We start from the raw sequence: 20487 nt of genomic DNA on the forward strand, positions 1-20487 counted from the left end.
AAGATATCCTCAGATCAAGTCCGAGGATGACGGCCGCGCAACGCGTAGGGTGGGTGAAAACCCACGCGCCACCTACCCCGCCTCGAACACCCGGATCACCGTATCCCCATACCCCCGCTCATCGAGCAGGCTCCACCCTTCCGGCACCGCCACCGCGCCGCCGTCCTCCCAAACCACCAACGCCCCGGCCGCAATCCACCCCCCGGCCATTGCCGCGCCCAAAGCCGCCTCACCCAGCCCCTTGCCATAGGGCGGATCGAGAAACACAAGCCCGCAGGCCTCCGTCGCCGCACCCAGCTTGCGCGCATCCCGGCCCACGACCTGCACGCGGTCCCCGACCCCGCAAATCCCGATATTCTCCCGGACCAGCCTTTGCCCCACGCGCCCGTTCTCCACGAACGTCGCGCTTGCCGCCCCACGCGACAACGCCTCCAGCCCCAGCGCGCCGGTCCCGGCAAAAAGGTCCAGCACCACGGCCCCCGCCACCCGGTCCCCGAACCGCGCCATCAACACGTTGAACAGGCTCTCCCGCACCCGGTCCGAGGTGGGCCGCAGCCGCGCCCCCTCGTCGCCCTTGCCGACCGACGCCAGCCGCCGCCCGCGAAACTCGCCGCCGATGATCCTCACGCCTTCAACAGCGCCTTGAGGTCCGCGCCGGGGTCCGACACCACCGCCGGATCAGCGGTTTTCCCACTGTCGATCAGCCGCTTACCCACCATATAGGCCCGCGCATCATTGGCCGCGTCCACCGCCAACAGCGTGTCGCCCGCAAAATACCAGAAAGAAATGCCGCCCTCGCTGTCGCGCGTCACCACCCGATCATACCCCACGTTCAGCCCGGCAATCTGCAGCTTCACATCGTACTGATCCGACCAGAACCACGGCTGCGGCACATAGGTCTTCTCCGCGCCCATGATGTTCTCGGCCACGCATTCCGCCATGTCGATGGCATTCGGCACGCTCTCCAGCCGCAGCCGCTCACCTCGGAACGGAAAGCTCGCGCAATCCCCGGCGGCCCAGATCGACGGGTCGCTGGTACGTCCCTGCGCGTCCACCTTGATCCCGTTCTCGACCTCGACGCCCGCGGCCTCGGCCAGCGCCGTGGCCGGCGTGATCCCGACGCCCACGATGACAAAATCCGCCTCCAGCTCGCTGCCGTCACTCAAGAGCGCCCCACTGACCCGGCCCTCGCCGGTCAGCCGCTCCAGCCCGACACCCTCGCGGATGTCCACACCGTGCGAGCGATGCAACGCCCGGAAGTAATCCGACGTCTCCTGCGCCGCCACGCGCTGCAGGATCCGGTCCGCCATCTCGACCAGCGTCACCTGCAAACCCTTCGAGGCAGCCACGGCGGCGGCTTCCAGCCCGATATATCCGCCCCCCACGATCAGAACCTTCGCGCCATCGCGAAACTCCGGCGCCATCCTGTCCACGTCGCGCAGGTCGCGCACCACGTAAACGCCGTCCAGCGCACCACCGATCGCCGGCGGCAACCGCCGCGGCACCGACCCCGTGGTCAGCACAAGATGCTCGTAAGGCACCGCCTGCCCGCCCGCGACAACCACCTTGTCAGCGGGATCAATCGCCGACACCGCCGCATCCAGCCGCAGGTCGATCATGTTCTCCGAATAAAAGCTTTCCGGCCGCAGGTAGAGCCGCTCCAGATCCATCTCGCCCAAGAGGTATTTCTTCGACAAGGGCGGCCGCTGATAAGGCGGCGCGTGCTCTTCCCCGATCAGCGTCACCTTGCCGTCATAGCCAAGCGCCCGCAGCTTCGCCACCAGCGAACTGCCCGCCTGACCCGCGCCCACGACAACAACTCCTGCCATGTCCCCTCCTGCAAATTCCACATGGCCCTCGGGCCGTCAGGGCCTATACTTACAGGCATTCCAAACGCAAACGAAAGACAGGATGCGACAATGACGATCACCACCGGCGACAAACTCCCCGATGCGACGCTGCTCAAGATGGGTGCGGACGGCCCCGAAGAGGTCGCGCTGTCCGACAAGACCAAAGGCCGCAAGGTGGCGATCTTCGCCGTCCCCGGCGCCTTCACTCCCACCTGTCACTCCGCCCACGTGCCCAGCTTCATCCGCACCAAGGCCGATTTCGACGCCAAGGGTGTGGACGAGATCATCTGCATCTCGGTCAACGACGCTTTCGTAATGGACGCCTGGGGCAAGGACACCGGCGCCAGCGACGCCGGCATCACCATGCTGGGCGACCCGCAATCGGAGTTCACCAAGGCCGTCGGCATGGATTTCACCGCGCCGCCTGTCGGCCTCATCGCCCGCTCCAAGCGCTATGCCATGCTGGTCGAGGACGGCACCGTCAAGGTCCTGCATGTCGAGGACAATCCCGGCACCTGCGAGACCTCCGCCGGCGAGTCGCTGCTCGACGCGATCTGATTGATGTGAAACGTCGAGAATCTTTGACTCAATGGAGCTGGTTTTCTGAAACTTTCTAGGGCGCCGCGTCACGCAATATTGGCCCAATCGTCAAGCACTTCTGACCCAAACCGGACCTTGAGCGCGGTATAGGTCAAGGTCCGGCAGGCGGGACGAAGCAGACGCTGGAAGCAAACAAGCCGAGGTCAGCTTTAGGCGCTTTCCAGCATACGTCGCCAGCGCCCGGGCGCGATGCCAAAAGCTGCCTTGAAGCGACGTGTCATATGGGCTTGATCACTGAAACCGGCATTGAGTGCTGCTTCGGCCAAGCCCGAGCCAGCCGAGATTTCTGCGCGAACACGATCAAGGGGGCGCATTGTCAGATAGCGATACGGACTCGTTCCATAGGCTTTGCGAAACTGGCGAGTAAGCGTGTATCGGTCCAGGTCGGTCACGACTTCCAGTTCATCCGATCCCACCGTAAGAGCGAAATTCGCATCGAGATATTCGCGCGCTGAGCGAACAGCCGGAAGGTCGGGCAAGAATTTCACAGGCCGGCTAATTGAGGCGTCATTGGACGTCAGGCCATCTGCCAAAAGCGTCACGATTTCGGCGAGGGCAACCGGCTCCAGCACTGAATCCATAACTGAAAATGCAGTGTGGATGGCGTGCAGCAGGTTCGGGTCGCCGAGCACAGCGTCCTTTACGAAAGGCAGCGCTCTTACTGCCGGATCGAGGGCCTCTCGCAGTAGAGACGGCTCGATATAGAGCATCTGGTAGTGAAAGCCCTCGCTTGTACCAGCTTCTCCGTCATGAACCTCGTCAGGATGCAAGACAATGATTTGCCCCGACACGCTGTCCGATCGAACACCGCGATAATCGAAGCTCTGAACCCCTTGGATCGTATAGCCTATCGAGTAGGTGTCATGCCGATGTGGCGCATATGCTTTGCCGGAAAAGAAGGCTTCGATGCGTTGGATGCCCGTCTGCCACGGGGCAGTCCGCACCCAGTCGGACGCGCACGAACGTTCAAGACCGGGCGTCAGGTTTCGTGCTCTGTCACCTGAGGCTCCGGGTTTAGCTGACACGGACATCTCCTTTCAGCTCGCTCGCGCCCGAATTGAAACGCGAACCAGTCACTCGGCTGGCTTCCATACACAGCAGGCCATCGCAAAATGAAATCGGTAAACCTCGACGAAAAATTCGGTCAGTTCACCAGCCACTGGGACCCTCATGTGGTCGCAGAGTACAACAATAACGAGATCATGGTTGTCAAGTTCGTGGGCGAATACCCATTCCACAAGCACGATACGACGGACGACTTTTTCTATGTGCTGGAAGGTGAACTGAAGATGGACATCGAGGGCGAGACAGCGCGCACCGTCAGAGCCGGCGAGCTATTTGTCGTCCCTAAGGGGGTGGTGCATCGGCCGCGGGCCGATAAAGAGGTGAAGGTTCTTCTTATCGAACCCAAAGGAGAACCGAACTCTGGCGATTCTGATCGGGAGCCGTCCCCGAAACCGCGCATTTGATGGGCGGCTGCGGCAATGAGCGGACGTCGGACGTTGCCGCAGCATCCGACGCTATGGGCTCAAAGCCGACAGTCGCTGCACCCGGTTCGAATGACAGCTCTCGCTAACGTAGGGCTTCAAACTCTTCCGGTTTGTAGTGCTTGGGTCAGTTTATGACGCAAAGGTCAATTTCATCTGACGTCCAACAATTGACAAACGCTAGGGGGCCGGGGCACAGACGCGTCCCGGCCTCCAATTCACGCGCCCCGGCGCTCAGTCTTCGGCCAGCTTGTCCATTTTCCGCGCCAACTTGGTGTCGCGCGAACTAAGACCTTCCACGTCATGGCTGGTCAGCGTCACCTCGACCGTCTTGTAGACGTTCGACCATTCCGGGTGGTGGTCCCACTTCTCCGCCCAGATCGCGCAGCGGGTCATGAACCCGAACGCCTCGACGAAATTCTCGAACTCGTAGGTCTTGTGGATCGCATCGCGCCCGTCGACCATCGCCCAGCCGCTCTCGAACAGCGGCTCCAGCGTCGTCTTCCGCGCCGTGTCACTCAGTTTCTCACTCATTCCTGCTCCTCCACATTTGCTCTTCTGAACGGGCCGAAGCTCGTCAGGATCTCGATATCCTCCGCCACGGCTTCGCGTTCCGCCTCAAGGTAATGCGCCACCGCATCGGAAAAAGGCGGGTCGCGAAACCAGTGCAGCGAGTGGGTCTCGACCGGCAGATATCCGCGGGCCAGCTTGTGCTCGCCCTGCGCGCCCGCCTCGACGCGGCCCAGACCGTGCGCGATGGCGTAGTCGATGGCCTGATAGTAACACAACTCGAAATGCATCACAGGATGATGCGCCGTGCAGCCCCAATACCGGCCATAAAGCGCGTCCCGCCCGACCATGTTCAGCGCCCCCGCCATCGGTTCGCCGTCTTCCAGCGCCAACACCAGCAGGATATCGTCGCGCAGCCGCTCCTGCGCGATGTCGAAGAATTTCCGCGTCAGGTACGGCATCCCCCATTTCCGCGCCCCGGTGTCCTGGTAGAATTCCCAGAACGCCGCCCAGTGCTCGGGCCGGATCGCGTCGCCGGTCAGTTGCACGATCTCGCCGCCAAAGCCCTGCGCCTGCGCCCGCTCCTTGCGGATGTTCTTGCGCTTGCGCGAACTCAGGCTGCCAAGGAAATCGTCGAAGCTCTCGTATCCCCGGTTCAGCCAGTGATATTGCTGCGTGATCCGCGGCAACAGGCCCATCTCGGTGCCCACCTCCCGCTCGAACCGCGTGCAAAAGGTCACGTGCAGCGACGACAGCGCATTCCGGTCCCCGATGCTGACGGCGGCCTGCATCAGCGCATCGCGCCCCGGCTGCCCGTAGCCCGGCCGGGTCAGCAGCCGCCGTCCGGTGACGGGCGTGAACGGCACCGCCATCTGCAACTTGGGATAATACCGCCCGCCCGCGCGTTCAAAGGCATGACCCCAGTTGTGGTCGAAGATATACTCGCCCTGGCTGTGCCCCTTCACGTAAAGCGGCGCGCAGGCGATCACCTGGCCGTCCATCTCCGCCACCAGATAATGCGGCTGCCAGCCGGTGCCGGCGCCGACCGACCCGCTGTCCTCCAGCGCCCTCAGGAAACGATATGTGGTGAACGGGTCTTCCGCCCGGCCGCCGTCTTCGGCCTCGGGACAGGCGCAGGCGTCCCAGTCGGCCTGCGCCACGTCGCCCAGGCTTTCATAGACGCTCACAAGGACAGATCCGCCATCCATCAGGGCCGCTCATTGGTTCGGGAAATCATACCCTTCAATCTGTGGCCTGCCCGCCGCGGTTCAAGCGGGAATCGCGGGCAGGTACCCCTCGAAGGTGATGTTCTGCGCCACGCGCCGAGCCTTTGCCTCTTCCTGCGGCGACCGGATCGTCCAGCACAGTACGTCCGCCCCCGCGCCCTGCAACGCGGCCACCCGCGCGCGGCCCAGGTCCTGCGCCTGGTGGCTGAGGAACGCCGCGCCGGCGCGGTCGTAATCCGGGATGTCCCGCAACCGCGCGCGCACCTCGGCCCGCAGCAGTGTCCAGTCCCCGGGGTCGTAATCGCATGTCACGATCCCGCGCGCCACGTCCGGCGCAAGGTCGCGCATCGCCACCATCATCTCGGGGTTGAACGACATCACCGCCACCGGCCCGGAATAGCCCTTCAGCGCCACCGCCGTCGCCGCCTCCAGCCGCCCGTCGGTCTGGCCCATCTGCCCCTGCTGGTCCTTCAGCTCGATCAGAAGCGGCACCCGGCCCCCGACCAGTTCCAGCACCTCCGGCAGCGTCGGAATGCCCTCGCCGCCGCCTAGCAGCGCAACGCCACACAGCTCCGCCGCCTCCCGCTGCTGCACCGGCCCGGACTGCCCGGTCAGGCGCTTCAGGTCATAGTCGTGGAACACCATCGCGGCACCGTCCCGGCTCAGCTGCAGGTCGATCTCGATGCCATAGCCATGGGCCATGGCCGCCGAGATCGCCGCCCGCGAATTCTCCGGCCGGCCATCCGCCACGTCATGCAGCGCCCGGTGCGCCAGCGGCGCACGCAGAAACTCCGGGTCGAGCCGCGTCATCCGATCTGGAACACGCCTTCGATCTCGACCGCCACGCCAAAGGGCAGCGCCGGCGACGACACCGCGGCGCGGGCGTGCTTGCCCGCCTCGCCCAGCGCCTCGCCGATGAAATCCGACGCACCGTTGATCACCTGCGGCTGCTGGGTGAAATCCGGCGTCGAGTTCACGAACCCGCCCAGCTTCACCACCCGCTTCAGCCGATCGAGGTCACCACCGCAGGCTGCCTTGACCTGCGCCAGCAGGTTGATCGCGCAGGCCTTCGCCGCCTCGGCGCCCGCGGCCACGTCCATGTCGTCGCCCAGCTTGCCGATCATCATCTCGTCGCCCAGCTTCGGCAACTGGCCCGAAACGTACAGCATGTCGCCCACCAGCACATACGGCACGTAATTCGCCGCCGGCGCCGCCGCTTCTGGCAGGGTCACGCCCATCTCGGCCAGCTTGTCCTCGAATTTTCCCATGGTCCCGACCTCCTCGGTTGCGTTGCCGCGCACGCTAGACGCTCCGGGCACCGATGCAACCGCAAAAACAGGCCCGTGCTTTTTCTTGCGATAAATACTCACCATGCCGTCGCCGGCCACGCGCCCCGTCCCTCGCCCCCGCGCATCACGCCCGCCACGCGCCCCGAGACGTCCCGCAGGGACGCCGAGACAAGCCTGCGCGCCGCAGGCGCTCCGCTTACTCGCGAAACGCCTTGGCGAAGTAATCCGTCAGCGGTTTCGTCAGATACGCCAGCGGCGTGCGGTCGGCAGTGCGGATGAAGGTCTCGACCGGCATGCCGGGGATCAGCGTCACGTCCTCCGGCAAGCGCTCCCGCTGGCCTTCGCTCAGCGCGATCTCGGCCCGGTAATAGCTCTGCTGCGTGGCGTCGTCCCGGAACGCATCGGCCGAAATCTGCATCACCTGTCCCACCAGTTCCGGCGTCGTGCGCTGGTCCAGCGCCGAGAATCGCAGCGTCACCTCCTGGCCGACATATATCTTGTCGATATCCGTGGGCGGGACCCGTGCGTCGATGATCAGCGGCCGGTCCTGCGGCACCACGTAGAGGATCGGATCGGCCGGCCGGATGACCGACCGCAGCGCAAACACTTGCAAGCCGTACACCACCCCGCCCACCGGCGCGGTGACGTCCAGCCGGCTCATCTGCTCGATCAGCGCACGGCGCTCCTCCAGCAGCTCCAGCTCGCGGAACTGCAGGTCGCGCAGGGTCGTGATCGCCTCCTCGCGGCGCCGCGTGCCCAGCTTCAGCACTTCGATGTCGATCTCCGTGATCCGGCCTTCGGATTGCGCCGCCTGCGCCACCAGTTCGCCCAGCTGGCCCAGCAGCCGCGATTTCTCCCGCTTCAGCGCCAGCACGCGCGACGCCTGCGCCAGGCCCCGGTCCAGAAGCGATTGCTGGTCGGCCAGTTCCCTCTCGATCAACGCCAGCTGTTCGTTCATGGCCTTCTGCTGCGCCTCGATCCCGCCAATCTGGTCGGCGATCTGCCCGCGGCGCTTTTCCAACTGCGAAATCTCGCTGGCCACGGTTTCGTTGCGCGCGCTCAGCAGCCGCCGCTGACCGTCCAGCAGCCCGGCCACCTCGGCGCTCCGGGCCGCCATTTCGCGCACGAGGTCGGGAAACTCGATCTCCTCCCGTTCGTCCCGCTCCGCTTCCAGCCGGCCGCGCCGCGCCTGCAATTCGAACAGCTGGTTCTCGGTGATCGCCAGTTGCGAGCGCAAGGCGGTGGCATCCAGCCGCAGCAGCACCTGCCCGGTCTCCACCGTGTCGCCCTCGTCGACCTCGATAGCAGCCACGACACCGCCATCGGGATGCTGCACCACCTGCCGGTTCTGGTCGACCACGATCTGCCCGCTGGCGATCACGGCGCCCGAGATCTGCGTCACCGCGGCCCAGCTTCCGAACCCGCCCAGCAGCAGGATCAGCCCGGTCAGCCCCAGGATCATCGGCACGCGCACCGACCAGCCGTCCCGCGTCTGCTCGCTCATTGCACGCCTCCGATCCGGGCGTGGCCAATCTCCTCGGCGTTCTTCACCACGTCCTTCAACACCTCGTCCTTGGGCCCGAAGGACCGCACGACGCCACCGTCCAGCATCAGCAGCAGGTCGCACTCGCGGATCGCCGCCGGGCGATGCGCCATGATCAGCACCGATTTGCCCTCGGCCTTGAACTGCCGGATCGCGTGGTTCACCGCCTCGCTGCCCTCGTTGTCGAGATTCGAGTTGGGTTCGTCCAGCACCACCAGGACCGGGTCGCCATACATCGCCCGCGCCAGCCCGATCCGCTGCATCTGCCCGCCCGACAGCCGCCCGCCGCCGGCGTTGATCCGGGTGTCATACCCGTCGGGCAGCTTCAGGATCATGTCATGCGCGTCCGCCTTCCGCGCCGCCGCGACGATCTTCGCGGGGTCGGGCTCTTCGGCAAGGCGCGATATGTTCTCGGCGATGGTGCCTTCGAACAGCTGCACGCGCTGCGGCAGGTATCCGATATGCTCGCCCAGCACCCGCGGCTCGAACTGGTCCAGCGACGCGCCGTCCAGCCGGATCTTGCCGCCCGCGGGCCGCCAGACCCCGGTCAGCGCCCGCGCCAGCGTCGACTTGCCCGCGCCCGACGGGCCGATCACGCCCACCGCCTGCCCCGGCTCGACGGTGAAACCGATGGTCTTCAGCGCCGCCTGCTGGTCGCCCGGCGGCACCACCGTCACCTGCCGGACCTCCAGCAGGGCCTTGGGCTTGGGCAGCGGCGTGCGCGGCTGTTCGGGCGGCACCAGCGCCAGCAACCGGGCCAGCGAGTCCCAGCCCTGCATCGCCCGCTGCACCAGGGCCCACTGTCCGACGGCCAGCTCGATCGGCGCCAGCGCCCGGCCCATCAGGATCGATCCCGCGATCATCGCACCGGGCGTCAGCGCGTTCTGCAACACCAGGTAGGCCCCCAGGCCCAGCATCGCCGACTGCAGGAACAGCCGGAAGGTCCGCGTCGTCGTGGTGAACGTGCCCACCAGGTCCGACGACGCGATCTGCGATTTCAGCGACTCGTCGCGGGCCTTTTGCCAGCGCGAGAACGCCTGGTCGCGCATCCCCATCGCCTGCACCATTTCCGACTCGTTGCGGATCTGGCTGGACAACGCCTCCGCCGCGCCGGTGGCGCGCGCCGATTTCATCGCTGGCTGGCGGGTGACCATCTGGTTGACCAAGGTGACCAGGATGATGATCCCCCCGCCGATCAGCGCCAGCGCCCCCAGCCAGGGGTGGAACAGCCAGATCCCGGCCAGGAAGACCGGCGTCCACGGCATGTCGAATATCGCCATCAGCACCGGCGAGGCCATAAGCCGCTGCACCGCTTCCAGGTCGCGCAGGCCGGTCTGCGTATGTTCGTCCGGGGCCAGCGCCGCCTTGCGGATCACCGCGTCGAACACGCGCCGGTCCAGCCGCGCCTGGAACCGCGCCGCGACCCGGCCCATGATCCGGCCCCGCGCGTAGTCCAATAGGCCCATCATGCCGTAGAGGAACACCACCAGAACGCTCAGCGCGATCAGCGTCTCGACCGACCGGCTGCCCAGCACCCGGTCATAGACCTGCAGCATGTACAGCGGACCCGTCAGCATCAGCAGGTTGACGAAAAAGCTGAGCACGCCGACGAACCAGTAAAGCGCGCGGCTTTCGCGACGGGCGGCGCGCAGTTCCTCGCGCCCCGCGTCCAGTCTCGCCTTGCTCAGTTGCATCCCGTCTTTCCCGCCCGCCGCCGCATCATCGCTTGAACGACTCCCCGAATCCGCCTTACATGCGTTGTCACTGATCTGCCACAGGGTTACGCCGACAATTCGCGGTGTCTGGGCATCTCGAACCGATGCTTTAGGTATACCCGCATAGTTTAACCAAAGTCTGACCGTTGCCGAATTTCTCTTCTTCCCGTCGCCCCAAGCGCCTCGTGGCCGGCCTCCTCCTCGCGGTCGGCCTTGCTGTTTCGGGCTGCACGCCAACGCCCGCCGGCCACCCGCCCGGCGAGGTTTTCGATCCTTACGAGGGCGAGAACCGCCGGACACACACCTTCAACCGGGCGCTCGACCGCAAGCTGCTCCGGCCCGCCGGCAAGGGCGCGTCCGGCTTCATCCCCGACGATGTCGAAAACATGATCGGCCGCTTCGCCTTTCACCTGTCGATCCCGGGCGCGGTGGTGAACAACATCCTGCAAGGCAACATGAAAGGCGCGACCGAGGACACGTATCGCTTTGTCGTGAACACCACGATTGGCCTGGGCGGCCTCTTCGACACCGCGACCGAACTGAACATGCCCCAGGCCACCGATGCCGATTTCGGCCAGACACTCCATGTCTGGGGTGTCCGCGAGGGCGCCTATCTCGAACTGCCGCTGCTCGGCCCCTCGACCGAACGCGCCGCCGCGGGCAAGGTGGTGGATCTCTTCACCAACCCGCTCAGCTACGTGCTGGACGAGCCCGCGAACTACGCCATCCCGGCCGCATCGGCCGCCTCGGGCCTGTCCGACCGGGGCCGGTACGCGGACACGATCGATTCCATCCTTTACGAAAGCGCCGACAGTTACGCCCAGGCGCGTTCGCTCTATAGTCAGAACAGGCGTTTCAAGCTCGGCGGTGGATCGGGCGGAGCGCTGGAAGATCCATATGACGCGCAACTCGGCGCGCTGCCGGAGGACCCATACGATGAATGACATGTCCAGACGTTTCCTGATCGGTGCGGGCGCGGCCTTCACGCTGCTGCCCGCCGCCGCAACCCCCGCCCTCGCCCTGACAGAGGGCCGTGCCCGCGCGCTGATCGACCAGGTCGTGGCCGACATCAACCGGGTCATCGGCTCGGGCAAATCCACGAGCGCCATGATCCGCGACTTCGAACGCATCTTCGCGCGCTACGCCGACGTCAACATCATCGCCCGCTCGACCCTGGGCGCCGATTCGCGCCGCGCCTCCTCAGGCCAGATGCGCGCCTTCACCGCCGCCTTCCAGGGCTATATCGCCCGCAAGTACGGCAAGCGGTTCCGCGAATTCGTCGGCGGTCAGGTCAGCGTGACCGGGGTGCGCCAGGTCAAGTCCTGGCACGAGGTCCGCGCCAACGTGAAACTGCGCGGCAAGTCGCCCTTCACCGTGCTCTTTCTCGTTTCCGACCGCTCCGGCCGCGATCTCTTCTTCGACATGGTGATCGAGGGCGTCAGCCTGCGCCTCACCGAACGCACCGAGATCGGCGCCATGCTGGATCGCAACGGCGGCAATATCGACGCGCTGATCGCCGACGTGCAACGCGCGGGCTGATCCCGTGCCCCGGCCCGGGCCTTCCCCGGTCCTGGCCCGAACACGGCCCTCCCGGAAAAAACGGCGGAAAAACGATCTTTTCCGCCGCTCCGCGCGTTTCCCGAACAGGACAAGACAAACGGGAGACTGACATGCCGGACAAAGGCCGGGGGCACACGGCGGACCATCCGCACCACATATCGCGACATGGCTGGTGGGACGTGGTCCTGCGGCTCAAGGACGGCATCGCGTCCGACCACATGTCGGTCGTTTCGGCCGGTGTCGCCTTTTTCGGCCTCTTGGCGATCTTCCCGGCCGTGGTCGCCCTGATCTCCATCGCGGGTTTCCTGCTGAACCCGCAGGACGTGGCGAACAACCTGGAACAGATCATCGCCATCCTGCCCGAGAACGCGGCGGCAATCATCCAGGACCAGATCATGAAAGTCACCGGCGGCGACGAGGCGGCGACCGGCCTTGCCGCACTCCTGGGTCTTCTTCTCGCGCTTTACGGCGCGACCAAGGGCATGATGACCCTGATGGAAGGCATGAACATCGCCTATGGCGAAAAGGAAAAGCGCGGCTTCGTCAGACTCCACGCTACCGGCCTTGCCCTGACGCTCTTCATTATCGTCGGGGTGCTGTCGGCGCTGGGCCTGATGATCGTGCTGCCCGCCGTGATCGGCTATCTGGGTCTGTCCGAGACCCTCGAGACCACGATTCTCTGGCTGCAATGGCCCGTCCTGGGCTGTCTCGCCGTCCTCGGTCTCGGCGTGCTCTACCGGTTCGGTCCCTCGCGCCGCAACGCAAGGTGGCGCTGGATCACCCCGGGCGCGGTGGTCGCCATGATCCTCTGGCTGGCAGGCACCGTCGCCTTTTCGGTCTACACCCAGAATTTCGCCAGCTACAATGAAACCTACGGCACGCTCGGAGGCGCGATCATCCTGCTGACATGGCTGTGGCTGTCGTCCTTTATCGTGCTGGCCGGGGCCAAGCTCAATGCCGAGCTGGAACACCAGACCCGCCGGGATACCACCACCGGCCCCGAACGCCCCGAAGGCGAGCGCGGCGCGGTCAAGTCCGACACTTTTCCCGATACCGGCACCCAAGCGACCTCCCACGCGGCGCCCGGCAAGGACTGAATCGACCTGCCGGATCGGCAGAGCGCCTCAACCTCGCCTCACCTTCGGTTGCCTGTCCCCTCCAACAGCTCTTCCAGCATCCGGTTGATCGTGTTGTCCCGGTCACCCTGCGGCTGTTGCTGTTGCGGCCACTGCTGCTGAACCTGCGGCTCCGGCTCGGGCTGCACGAAGATCATCGGCAGGTCGCTGACCGGCACGCCCTCGTTCACCCGCACCATCGTCTCGCGCCAGATATCCGCGGGCAGGCCGCCGCCGGTCACGCCTTTCAGCGGGGTGTTGTCGTCGTAGCCCATCCAGACGCCGGTGACGTAATCCGCCGTGAACCCCAGGAACCACGCATCCCGCGCCGCCTGCGTCGTGCCGGTCTTGCCGGCGGCCTGACGGTCGGGCAGCTTGGCGCGCGCGCCGGTGCCGGATTGCACGACCTCGTACATCATGCCCGTCAGCTTCTGCGCCGCCTCCTGCTGGATCACGCGCTCGCCGATGCCGCCGCTCTTGCGCATCAGCGGGTCGTCGTCGCCCAGCAGCTTCAGCTCGACCAGCCCGTAGGGCGTCACCGACGATCCGCCGTTCAGGATGCCCGCATAAGCCCCGGTCATTTCCAGAAGCGTGCTTTCCGACGTGCCCAGCGCCAGCGCAGGCCCCTCGGCCAGGTCGTTGTCGATGCCGAAATCGCTGGCGACCCGGCGCACCAGGTCCAGCCCCACGCTCTCGGCCACCTTCACCGCCGGGATGTTGTAGGACTGCGCCAGCGCCCGGATCAGAGGCACGCGGCCGTGGAATTTCTTGTCATAGTTCTCCGGGCACCATTGGCCCGACCCGGCAATGTTGCGGCAATAGGGCTCGTCCACCACCATCGACGTGGGCTCATAGCCCAGTTCCAGCGCCGTGGCATAGACAAAGGGCTTGAACGCGGAGCCGGTCTGCCGCTTGGCCATCGTCGCCCGGTTGAAGGCGCCGGTGACGCGCGACTTGCGCCCGCCCACCATGGCCCGCACCGCGCCGTCGGCGCTCATCACCACGATCGCCGCCTGCGCCTCGGACCCGTCGCTGACCTTGTTCTCGAACACATGGGTCAACGCCTCCTCGGCGGCGCGCTGCATCCGCTGGTCCAGCGTCGTCTGGATGATCACGTCCTCGGTGGTGTCGCGGGTGAACAGTTCCGGCCCGCTGTCCATCACCCAGTCCGCGAAATACCCCCCCGCCTGCGCCGCGGCGGCCTCCGACAGGGTGGCGGGATTGTCCTGGGCCGCCTGCGCCTCGGCGTCGGTCAGGTAGCCCTGCTCGTTCATCAGCCGCAGCACCGTCGCCGCGCGGTTCTGCGACCGCTCCAGGTTGGTCGTCGGCGCGAGCCGCGTCGGCGCGGTCAGCAGGCCGGCCAGCATCGCCGACTGCGCCGCGTTCACCTCGCGCGCGCTCACCCCGAAATAGCGTTGCGCCGCGGCCTCCACGCCAAAGGCGCCGCCGCCGAAATAGGCCCGGTTGAGGTAGATCGACAGGATCTCGTTCTTGGAATACTTGGCCTCCATCGCCATGGCATAGACCGCTTCCTTGGCCTTGCGGCCCAGCGATCCGCGGCGGCAGTCCCGGACGTACTCCGCCTCGCTCTCCCACTCGGATTCGTCGTATTCCACGCCCAGGCACAACAGTTTCGCGGTCTGCTGCGTGATGGTCGACCCGCCATGGCCCGACAAAGGCCCGCGCCCCTCGCTCAGGTTGATGCGGATGGCGCTGGCAATGCCGCGCGGGCTCAGGCCGAAATGCCGGTAGAACCGCTTGTCCTCGGTGGCCAGCACCGCGTTGCGCAGATCCGGGCTGACGGTATCGGCGGTCACCACGCCGCCGAACTGGTCGCCCCGCCAGGCAAAGACGTCGCCCTCCCGGTCCAGCATCGTGACCGACCCGCGCGCCCGCCCGTCCAGCAGCGCGCGCACATCCGGCAACCCCGCATAGACATAGGCCACCGCCAGGGCCGTCACCAGCAGCGCCACCGCGGTCACGCGCCATGTCACGACCCAGAACAGCCGCAGAATCCAGCGGAACAGGCGCTTGATCCACGCCACGGGGCCGCGCCCGCCGCCCGAACCGCCACCGCTCTTCCGCCGCGTGCGCGCCGGTTTCGCCGGCTTGCGGGCAGCCGTCTTGGCCCGGCTCTTTGCCGGTGTCTTGGTTGTCTTGCCGTATCGCCTGTCTGCAACGAGTCGCGGCGCTTTTCGCCCCTGGTTTCCCATGCCCTACCTGCTCGGACCTCTTTTGTTGCAGTTTACAGGTCCTGTCACCGAAAGTAGACCCCCGAAATGCATCTCCGGGCCTCCTGCGTCGCGTCACTCCGGCCCGCCCTCCGCCCCGCCGCCGGCAGCCGCGCCCGGCGGCATGGCGCCGAAGCGCAGCCTGCCCAGATACGATTCTTATTTGCCTATTTATTAGTCATTAATGATGAATTGCGCATAATTTGTGCATAATCCGACGATTTCCGCCCGTTTCCCCGGCGCTCACTCTTCCCGCCCGCCGCATCTCCGTCACTTTCTGCATCAGCGAAATCAACCTCGCCCAAGCAACCGAAAGGGACATCTGTGAAACTCATCATTGCAACCATCAAGCCGTTCAAGCTTGAAGATGTGCGCGAAGCGCTGACGGGGATCGGCGTGCGCGGCATGATGGTGACCGAGATCAAGGGCTTCGGCTCTCAATCGGGTCACACCGAGATCTACCGCGGCGCGGAATACGCCGTGAATTTCGTACCCAAGATCAAGCTCGAGATCGCCGTCACCGCCGGCATGGTCGACCAGGTGGTCGAGACCATCGCGACGACCGCGCGCACCGGCAAGATCGGCGACGGCAAGATCTTCGTGCTCGATATCGGACAGGCCATGCGCGTGCGCACCGGCGAAACCAACGATGACGCGCTTTAAGACGCGCGATAGAAGGGATAACATCACTATGAAACGCATTATTCATCTGGGGCTCGCCGCAACCGCAATCGCGGTCCTGCCCCAATTCGGCTTTGCTCAGGAAGCGGCCGAAGCCGCCGAAGCCGAGGCCGCCGCACCCGGCTTTGACGAGATCGGCCCCTACATCATGACGACCCTGCTGTTCTGCATGGCAGGCTTTCTGGTGTTCTTCATGGCCGCGGGCTTTGCCATGCTCGAAGGCGGGCTGGTGCGCTCGAAAAACGTGACCATGCAGATGACCAAGAACATCGCGCTCTTCTCGATTGCCGCGATCATGTACTGGCTCGTCGGCTTCAACACGATGTACCCGGGCGACTTCAACGGCTACTTCGCCATCGGCGGGCAGACCGTGCTCGATCCGGTCGGCGTCGCCGCGGCCGATGCGGCGCTTGACTACGCGTCGATCGGCTCGGACTTCTTCTTCCAGCTCGTGTTCGTCGCCGCCACCGCCTCGATCGTGTCGGGCGCGCTGGCCGAACGGATCAAGCTGTGGCCGTTCCTGATCTTCGTCGTCATCCTGACCGGCTTCATGTACCCGATCTCGGGCTCGTGGAAATGGGGCGCAGGCTGGCTCGACGCCATGGGCTTCCAGGACTTCGCCGGCTCCACCGTCGTGCACTCCGTGGGTGGCTGGGCCGCTCTGGCCGGTGCCATCGTGCTGGGTCCGCGCCTGGGCAAGTACGGCAAGGACGGCAAGGTGCACCCGATGCCCGGCTCTAACCTGGCGCTCGCCACCCTGGGTACGTTCATCCTGTGGCTGGGCTGGTTCGGCTTCAACGGCGGCTCGCAGCTTGCCATGGGCACCGTCGGTGACGTCTCCGACGTGAGCCGCATCTTCGCCAACACCAACATGGCCGCCGCTTCGGGTGCCGTGACCGCGCTGATCCTCAGCCAGGTGATGTACAAGAAGCCTGACCTTACCATGGTGCTCAACGGCGCTCTTGCGGGTCTCGTCTCGATCACCGCCGAACCGCTGGCGCCCACGCTCTTCGGCGCGCTCTGGATCGGTGCTGTCGGTGGCGTGATCGTGGTCCTGACGATCCCGATGCTCGACAAGCTGAAAATCGACGATGTGGTCGGCGCCGTTCCGGTGCACCTCTTCGCCGGTATCTGGGGCACCATCGCCGTGATCTTCTACAACGGCGACGCCAACCTGATGACGCAGCTGACCGGCATCGTGGCCTACGGTGTGTTCACCTTCGTGGCCAGCCTGATCATCTGGTTCATCCTCAAGGCCGTCATGGGCATCCGCGTCGGCGAAGAGGAAGAGATCGCAGGCCTCGACATGTCGGAACTGGGGATGGAAGCCTACCCCGAGTTCTCGAAAGGCTGAGACCAAATCGGAATGGGTCCTCCCGACCCTTGACCCTGACCCGGGCGTTCGCGCCCGGGTTTTTTCTTTCGGCGCAGGGACCCTTCGCCATTGCGGTCCCCCTCCCCGCGCCCTAGCTCTTGCCCATGTCCGACGCCTACCGCCCGTTTGAAGCCCTGGTCGCCCCGGCCCGCCGCACGGCGTCTCTCGTGCGTCTCGTGCTGGGCGGCGTGATGCTGGCGGTGCTGTTCCTGTCGACGATCTTCGCGGCCTCGACGCTGCTCAACCTGGTCCTGCCCGGCGCACCGCTCGACGAAACCGCCGCCGCGCTGGCCAACGGCGGCACCCCTTACGGCGTCCTGGCCAACCTTTATATCTTCGGCTTCATCATCCTCGCGCTGGCCATCACCGGGCGCGCCGTGCACGACCGATCCCTGCCCAGCTTCGTCGGCGACTGGCGTCGCGCGCGCCAGCATTTCGGCCGCGTCTGCCTCTACATGGTGGGCCTGCACCTCGCGCTTTCCATCCTGCTGCCCGCCACGCCCGATCTGACGCCCGAGGCCAACCTCGCCCCGTCCAGCTGGCTTGCCTTCCTGCCCCTCGCCCTGCCCGCCATCCTGGTTCAGACCGGGGCCGAGGAACTGGTGTTTCGCGGCTACCTGCAAAGCCAGCTCGCCGCCCGCTTCGCCAATCCCCGCATCTGGATCATCGTCCCCGCGGTCCTCTTCGGCCTGCTGCACTACGATCCCGCGATCAACGGCGACGCCACCTGGCTCATCGTCGGCTGGGCCACGCTCTTCGGCATCGCCGCGGCCGACCTCACGGCCCGCACCGGCACCATCGGCGCCGCTCTCGGCCTGCATTTCGTCAACAATTTCTTCGCCATCCTCGTCGCCGCCCCCGCGGGCAATTTCGACGGCCTGGCGCTCTACACCTACCCCTTCGCCGTGGGAGACACCGATGCGCTCTGGGTCTGGGCCCCGCTCGACCTGATGCTCTTGCTGGTCAGCTGGCTCACCGCGCGGCTCGCCCTGCGCGTCTGATTGCATTTCCCCCGCGCACGGCTTATCTCAAGGGCGATTTGCAACGGGAACTGGGCCACCGATGAACTGGATCACCAATTACGTGCGTCCGCGCATCAACTCGATCTTCTCGCGCCGCGAGATCCCCGAGAACCTCTGGACCAAGTGCGACGAGTGCGGAACCATGCTGTTCCACCGCGAGCTGCGCGAAAACCTCAACGTCTGCACCTCCTGCGGCCACCACATGGCGATCACCCCGCGCGACCGCTTCACCGCGCTTTTCGACGGCGGCACCTTCGCGCAGGTTTCCGTGCCCCAGCCCACCGCCGACCCATTGCAATTCCGCGATCAAAAGAAATACCCCGACCGCCTGCGCGCCGCGCAAAAGGCGACCGGCGAGACCGAGGCGATGCTGGTGGCCTCGGGCGAGATCGGCCGCACCCCCATCGTCGCGGCGGCGCAGGATTTCTCGTTCATGGCAGGCTCCATGGGCATGTATGTCGGCAACGCCATCATCGCCGCCGCCGAAGAAGCGGTGAAGCTCAAGCGTCCCCTCGTGCTCTTCTCCGCCGCCGGCGGCGCCCGGATGCAGGAAGGCATCCTGTCGCTGATGCAGATGCCCCGCACCACCGTCGCCGTGCAGATGCTGAAAGAGGCCGGCCTGCCCTATATCGTCGTGCTGACCCACCCCACCACGGGCGGCGTCACGGCCTCCTATGCAATGCTGGGCGACGTGCATATCGCCGAGCCGGGCGCGCTCATCTGCTTTGCCGGCCCCCGCGTCATCGAACAGACCATCCGCGAGAAACTGCCCGAGGGCTTCCAGCGCGCCGAGTACCTGCTCGACCACGGTATGCTCGACCGCGTCACCCCGCGCGGCGAGATGCGCACCGAACTCATCACCATCCTGCGGATGCTCCTGAACCTGCCGCCCGCCGTCACCGCCGACCTCCCCGCCCCCGAACTCCCAGCCGAGGAAGAGTCTCAGCACGCGGCACAGCCCGACACGGCCGAGGAACAGAGCGCGGACGACACCGACAAATGACCGCCCCCACATCGGACGTCATCCTCGACCGGATGATGGCCCTGCACCCCAAGATCATCGACCTCACGCTCGACCGCGTCTGGCGCCTGCTAGAGGCGCTCGGCAACCCGCAGAACGATCTGCCCCCGGTAATCCACATCGCCGGCACCAACGGCAAGGGCTCGACACTGGCCATGATCCGCGCCGGGATCGAGGGCGCCGGCAAAACCGCCCACGCCTACACCTCGCCCCACCTCGCCCGCTTCCACGAACGCATCCGGCTCGCGGGCGAGCTGATCACCGAGCCGCACCTGACCGAAGTGCTCGATGAATGCTACGCCGCCAACGGTGGCGAGCCGATCACCTATTTCGAGATCACCACCTGCGCTGCGATCCTCGCCATGTCCCGCACCCCCGCAGACTACACCCTGCTGGAGGTCGGCCTGGGCGGACGGCTTGACGCCACCAATGTCGTCGCCACCCCCGCGCTCACCATCATCACCCCGGTCTCGATGGACCACGAGCAATATCTCGGCGACACGCTGGCAAAGATCGCGACTGAAAAGGCCGGCATCCTGAAACGCGGCGTCACCTGCGTTGTCGGCCCGCAGGACGAGGAAGGCATGGACGCCATCGAGGCCGCCGCCCAGCGCACGCACAGCCCCCTTCGGGCCCACGGCCAGCACTGGCACGTCACCACCGAACGTGGCCGTCTCATCTACCAGGATGAAACCGGCCTGCGCGATCTGCCCCTGCCCAACCTGCCCGGCGCGCACCAGTACGAGAACGCAGGCGCCGCCCTCGCCGCACTGCGCCATCTGCACCTTGGCGATACCGCGCTCGAGGCGGCGGTCACGCACGCCCACTGGCCCGCCCGGATGCAGCGCCTCTCCACCGGCCCGCTGGCCGAGGCAGCCCCGCAAGCCGAACTCTGGCTCGACGGCGGCCACAACCCCGCCGCGGGCCGCGCCCTGGCCGCGCACCTGGCCTCGCTGCCGCCTCGCCCCACGCATCTGGTCTGCGGCATGCTCAACACCAAGGATATCTCGGGCTACCTCTCGCCGCTCGCCGGCGTCGCCCAAAGCCTCACCGCCATCTCGATTCCCGGCGAGGCCAACACCCTGCCCGCCGACGCCACCGCCACCGCCGCCGCCAACGCCGGCCTGCCCTCAGGCACCGCCGCCAGCGCCCGCGCCGCCATCGAGGATATCGCCGCGAAAGACCCCACCGCCCGCATCCTCATTTGCGGCTCGCTCTACCTCGCCGGCGCCATCCTGCGCGAAAACGGCTGATCTCTGCCC

The 20487-nt window shown here is 66.0% G+C and carries 20 protein-coding genes; 10 read left to right on the forward strand and 10 right to left on the reverse strand.

The features are described 5' to 3' along the window. Nucleotides 1-72 precede the first annotated feature (72 nt). Complete coding sequence (gene rsmD / locus FIU85_RS09405) at nt 73-627, reverse strand: 16S rRNA (guanine(966)-N(2))-methyltransferase RsmD (RefSeq protein WP_152496703.1); 555 nt, start codon at nt 625-627, stop codon at nt 73-75. Next, the gene (locus FIU85_RS09410) at nt 624-1829 is read right to left on the reverse strand and encodes an NAD(P)/FAD-dependent oxidoreductase (protein WP_152496704.1); all 1206 of its coding nucleotides are present in this window, start codon (nt 1827-1829) and stop codon (nt 624-626) included. The genes rsmD and FIU85_RS09410 overlap by 4 nt, the downstream gene beginning before the upstream one ends. A gap of 90 nt (nt 1830-1919) precedes the next feature. On the opposite strand from FIU85_RS09410, the gene FIU85_RS09415 reads away from it, so the two are divergent. Further along, complete coding sequence (locus tag FIU85_RS09415) at nt 1920-2408, forward strand: peroxiredoxin (protein WP_152490984.1); 489 nt, start codon at nt 1920-1922, stop codon at nt 2406-2408. A 191-nt stretch (nt 2409-2599) separates the two neighbouring features. On the opposite strand, the gene FIU85_RS09420 is transcribed toward FIU85_RS09415, so the two are convergent. Beyond that, entirely contained in the window at nt 2600-3475 is an 876-nt protein-coding gene (locus FIU85_RS09420) for an AraC family transcriptional regulator (RefSeq protein ID WP_254703039.1), read from the reverse strand. A gap of 87 nt (nt 3476-3562) precedes the next feature. On the opposite strand from FIU85_RS09420, the gene FIU85_RS09425 reads away from it, so the two are divergent. Then, the gene (locus FIU85_RS09425) at nt 3563-3919 is read left to right on the forward strand and encodes a cupin domain-containing protein (protein ID WP_152496706.1); all 357 of its coding nucleotides are present in this window, start codon (nt 3563-3565) and stop codon (nt 3917-3919) included. A 252-nt stretch (nt 3920-4171) separates the two neighbouring features. Here FIU85_RS09425 and FIU85_RS09430 read toward each other — a convergent pair whose 3' ends face one another. The 6 genes from FIU85_RS09430 to FIU85_RS09455 form a co-directional block, all read right to left on the reverse strand. Beyond that, the gene (locus tag FIU85_RS09430) at nt 4172-4471 is read right to left on the reverse strand and encodes a 4a-hydroxytetrahydrobiopterin dehydratase (protein WP_152496707.1); all 300 of its coding nucleotides are present in this window, start codon (nt 4469-4471) and stop codon (nt 4172-4174) included. After that, nucleotides 4468-5655, reverse strand: coding sequence for a GNAT family N-acetyltransferase (locus FIU85_RS09435; protein WP_152496708.1), 1188 nt, complete (start codon nt 5653-5655; stop codon nt 4468-4470). Before FIU85_RS09435 ends, FIU85_RS09430 begins: the two co-directional genes overlap by 4 nt. Before the next feature lie 60 nt (nt 5656-5715). After that, the gene (locus FIU85_RS09440; protein WP_152496709.1) at nt 5716-6483 is read right to left on the reverse strand and encodes a glycerophosphodiester phosphodiesterase family protein; all 768 of its coding nucleotides are present in this window, start codon (nt 6481-6483) and stop codon (nt 5716-5718) included. After that, on the reverse strand, nt 6480-6941 hold the full coding sequence (locus FIU85_RS09445) for a RidA family protein (protein WP_152496710.1): 462 nt from the start codon (nt 6939-6941) through the stop codon (nt 6480-6482). The genes FIU85_RS09440 and FIU85_RS09445 overlap by 4 nt, the downstream gene beginning before the upstream one ends. 217 nt (nt 6942-7158) lie before the next feature. Further along, nucleotides 7159-8466 (reverse strand): HlyD family type I secretion periplasmic adaptor subunit, encoded by a 1308-nt coding sequence (locus FIU85_RS09450; protein WP_152496711.1) that lies wholly within the window; start codon nt 8464-8466, stop codon nt 7159-7161. Further along, the gene (locus FIU85_RS09455; RefSeq protein WP_152496712.1) at nt 8463-10199 is read right to left on the reverse strand and encodes a type I secretion system permease/ATPase; all 1737 of its coding nucleotides are present in this window, start codon (nt 10197-10199) and stop codon (nt 8463-8465) included. The genes FIU85_RS09450 and FIU85_RS09455 overlap by 4 nt, the downstream gene beginning before the upstream one ends. Nucleotides 10200-10405: 206 nt before the next feature. On the opposite strand from FIU85_RS09455, the gene FIU85_RS09460 reads away from it, so the two are divergent. The 3 genes from FIU85_RS09460 to FIU85_RS09470 all read left to right on the forward strand — a co-directional run bounded on the left by FIU85_RS09460 (nt 10406) and on the right by FIU85_RS09470 (nt 12877). After that, nucleotides 10406-11164: a VacJ family lipoprotein gene (locus tag FIU85_RS09460; protein WP_152496713.1), complete on the forward strand. Its 759-nt coding sequence runs from the start codon at nt 10406-10408 to the stop codon at nt 11162-11164. A 1-nt stretch (nt 11165) separates the two neighbouring features. Continuing rightward, on the forward strand, nt 11166-11759 hold the full coding sequence (locus tag FIU85_RS09465; protein WP_152490975.1) for a phospholipid-binding protein MlaC: 594 nt from the start codon (nt 11166-11168) through the stop codon (nt 11757-11759). A gap of 131 nt (nt 11760-11890) precedes the next feature. Beyond that, nucleotides 11891-12877 (forward strand): YihY/virulence factor BrkB family protein, encoded by a 987-nt coding sequence (locus tag FIU85_RS09470; protein WP_152496714.1) that lies wholly within the window; start codon nt 11891-11893, stop codon nt 12875-12877. A 38-nt stretch (nt 12878-12915) separates the two neighbouring features. Here FIU85_RS09470 and FIU85_RS09475 read toward each other — a convergent pair whose 3' ends face one another. After that, nucleotides 12916-15108 (reverse strand): transglycosylase domain-containing protein, encoded by a 2193-nt coding sequence (locus FIU85_RS09475; RefSeq protein ID WP_152496715.1) that lies wholly within the window; start codon nt 15106-15108, stop codon nt 12916-12918. A 342-nt stretch (nt 15109-15450) separates the two neighbouring features. Between FIU85_RS09475 and FIU85_RS09480 the strand changes: the two genes are divergently transcribed. From FIU85_RS09480 to FIU85_RS09500, 5 genes are all read left to right on the forward strand, one after another. Continuing rightward, on the forward strand, nt 15451-15789 hold the full coding sequence (locus FIU85_RS09480) for a P-II family nitrogen regulator (protein WP_152490972.1): 339 nt from the start codon (nt 15451-15453) through the stop codon (nt 15787-15789). Between the two features lie 28 nt (nt 15790-15817). Next, nucleotides 15818-17161 (forward strand): ammonium transporter, encoded by a 1344-nt coding sequence (locus tag FIU85_RS09485; protein WP_152496716.1) that lies wholly within the window; start codon nt 15818-15820, stop codon nt 17159-17161. Nucleotides 17162-17286: 125 nt separating this feature from the next. Continuing rightward, nucleotides 17287-18183, forward strand: a complete 897-nt coding sequence (locus FIU85_RS09490; RefSeq protein WP_152496717.1) for a CPBP family intramembrane glutamic endopeptidase — start codon at nt 17287-17289, stop codon at nt 18181-18183. A gap of 61 nt (nt 18184-18244) precedes the next feature. Beyond that, a complete protein-coding gene (accD, locus tag FIU85_RS09495) occupies nt 18245-19207 on the forward strand; it encodes an acetyl-CoA carboxylase, carboxyltransferase subunit beta (RefSeq protein ID WP_152496718.1) in 963 nt (320 codons plus the stop codon). Next, complete coding sequence (locus FIU85_RS09500; protein ID WP_152496719.1) at nt 19204-20478, forward strand: folylpolyglutamate synthase/dihydrofolate synthase family protein; 1275 nt, start codon at nt 19204-19206, stop codon at nt 20476-20478. Before accD ends, FIU85_RS09500 begins: the two co-directional genes overlap by 4 nt. Nucleotides 20479-20487: the final 9 nt, after the last annotated feature.

The organism is Roseovarius sp. THAF8, from assembly GCF_009363735.1.
GTDB lineage: Bacteria > Pseudomonadota > Alphaproteobacteria > Rhodobacterales > Rhodobacteraceae > Roseovarius.

Excerpts from the sequence above, each read along its gene's own strand:
- accD (WP_152496718.1), top strand. The coding sequence starts at position 18,245 with ATGAACTGGATCACCAATTACGTGCGTCCGCGCATCAACTCGATCTTC.
- FIU85_RS09465 (WP_152490975.1), top strand. The coding sequence starts at position 11,166 with ATGTCCAGACGTTTCCTGATCGGTGCGGGCGCGGCCTTCACGCTGCTG.
- FIU85_RS09445 (WP_152496710.1), bottom strand. The coding sequence starts at position 6,941 with ATGGGAAAATTCGAGGACAAGCTGGCCGAGATGGGCGTGACCCTGCCA.
- FIU85_RS09450 (WP_152496711.1), bottom strand. The coding sequence starts at position 8,466 with ATGAGCGAGCAGACGCGGGACGGCTGGTCGGTGCGCGTGCCGATGATC.
- FIU85_RS09500 (WP_152496719.1), top strand. The coding sequence starts at position 19,204 with ATGACCGCCCCCACATCGGACGTCATCCTCGACCGGATGATGGCCCTG.
- FIU85_RS09410 (WP_152496704.1), bottom strand. The coding sequence starts at position 1,829 with ATGGCAGGAGTTGTTGTCGTGGGCGCGGGTCAGGCGGGCAGTTCGCTG.
- FIU85_RS09430 (WP_152496707.1), bottom strand. The coding sequence starts at position 4,471 with ATGAGTGAGAAACTGAGTGACACGGCGCGGAAGACGACGCTGGAGCCG.
- FIU85_RS09490 (WP_152496717.1), top strand. The coding sequence starts at position 17,287 with ATGTCCGACGCCTACCGCCCGTTTGAAGCCCTGGTCGCCCCGGCCCGC.
- FIU85_RS09440 (WP_152496709.1), bottom strand. The coding sequence starts at position 6,483 with ATGACGCGGCTCGACCCGGAGTTTCTGCGTGCGCCGCTGGCGCACCGG.
- FIU85_RS09415 (WP_152490984.1), top strand. The coding sequence starts at position 1,920 with ATGACGATCACCACCGGCGACAAACTCCCCGATGCGACGCTGCTCAAG.
- FIU85_RS09425 (WP_152496706.1), top strand. The coding sequence starts at position 3,563 with ATGAAATCGGTAAACCTCGACGAAAAATTCGGTCAGTTCACCAGCCAC.
- FIU85_RS09455 (WP_152496712.1), bottom strand. The coding sequence starts at position 10,199 with ATGCAACTGAGCAAGGCGAGACTGGACGCGGGGCGCGAGGAACTGCGC.
- FIU85_RS09475 (WP_152496715.1), bottom strand. The coding sequence starts at position 15,108 with ATGGGAAACCAGGGGCGAAAAGCGCCGCGACTCGTTGCAGACAGGCGA.
- FIU85_RS09470 (WP_152496714.1), top strand. The coding sequence starts at position 11,891 with ATGCCGGACAAAGGCCGGGGGCACACGGCGGACCATCCGCACCACATA.
- FIU85_RS09485 (WP_152496716.1), top strand. The coding sequence starts at position 15,818 with ATGAAACGCATTATTCATCTGGGGCTCGCCGCAACCGCAATCGCGGTC.
- FIU85_RS09435 (WP_152496708.1), bottom strand. The coding sequence starts at position 5,655 with ATGGATGGCGGATCTGTCCTTGTGAGCGTCTATGAAAGCCTGGGCGAC.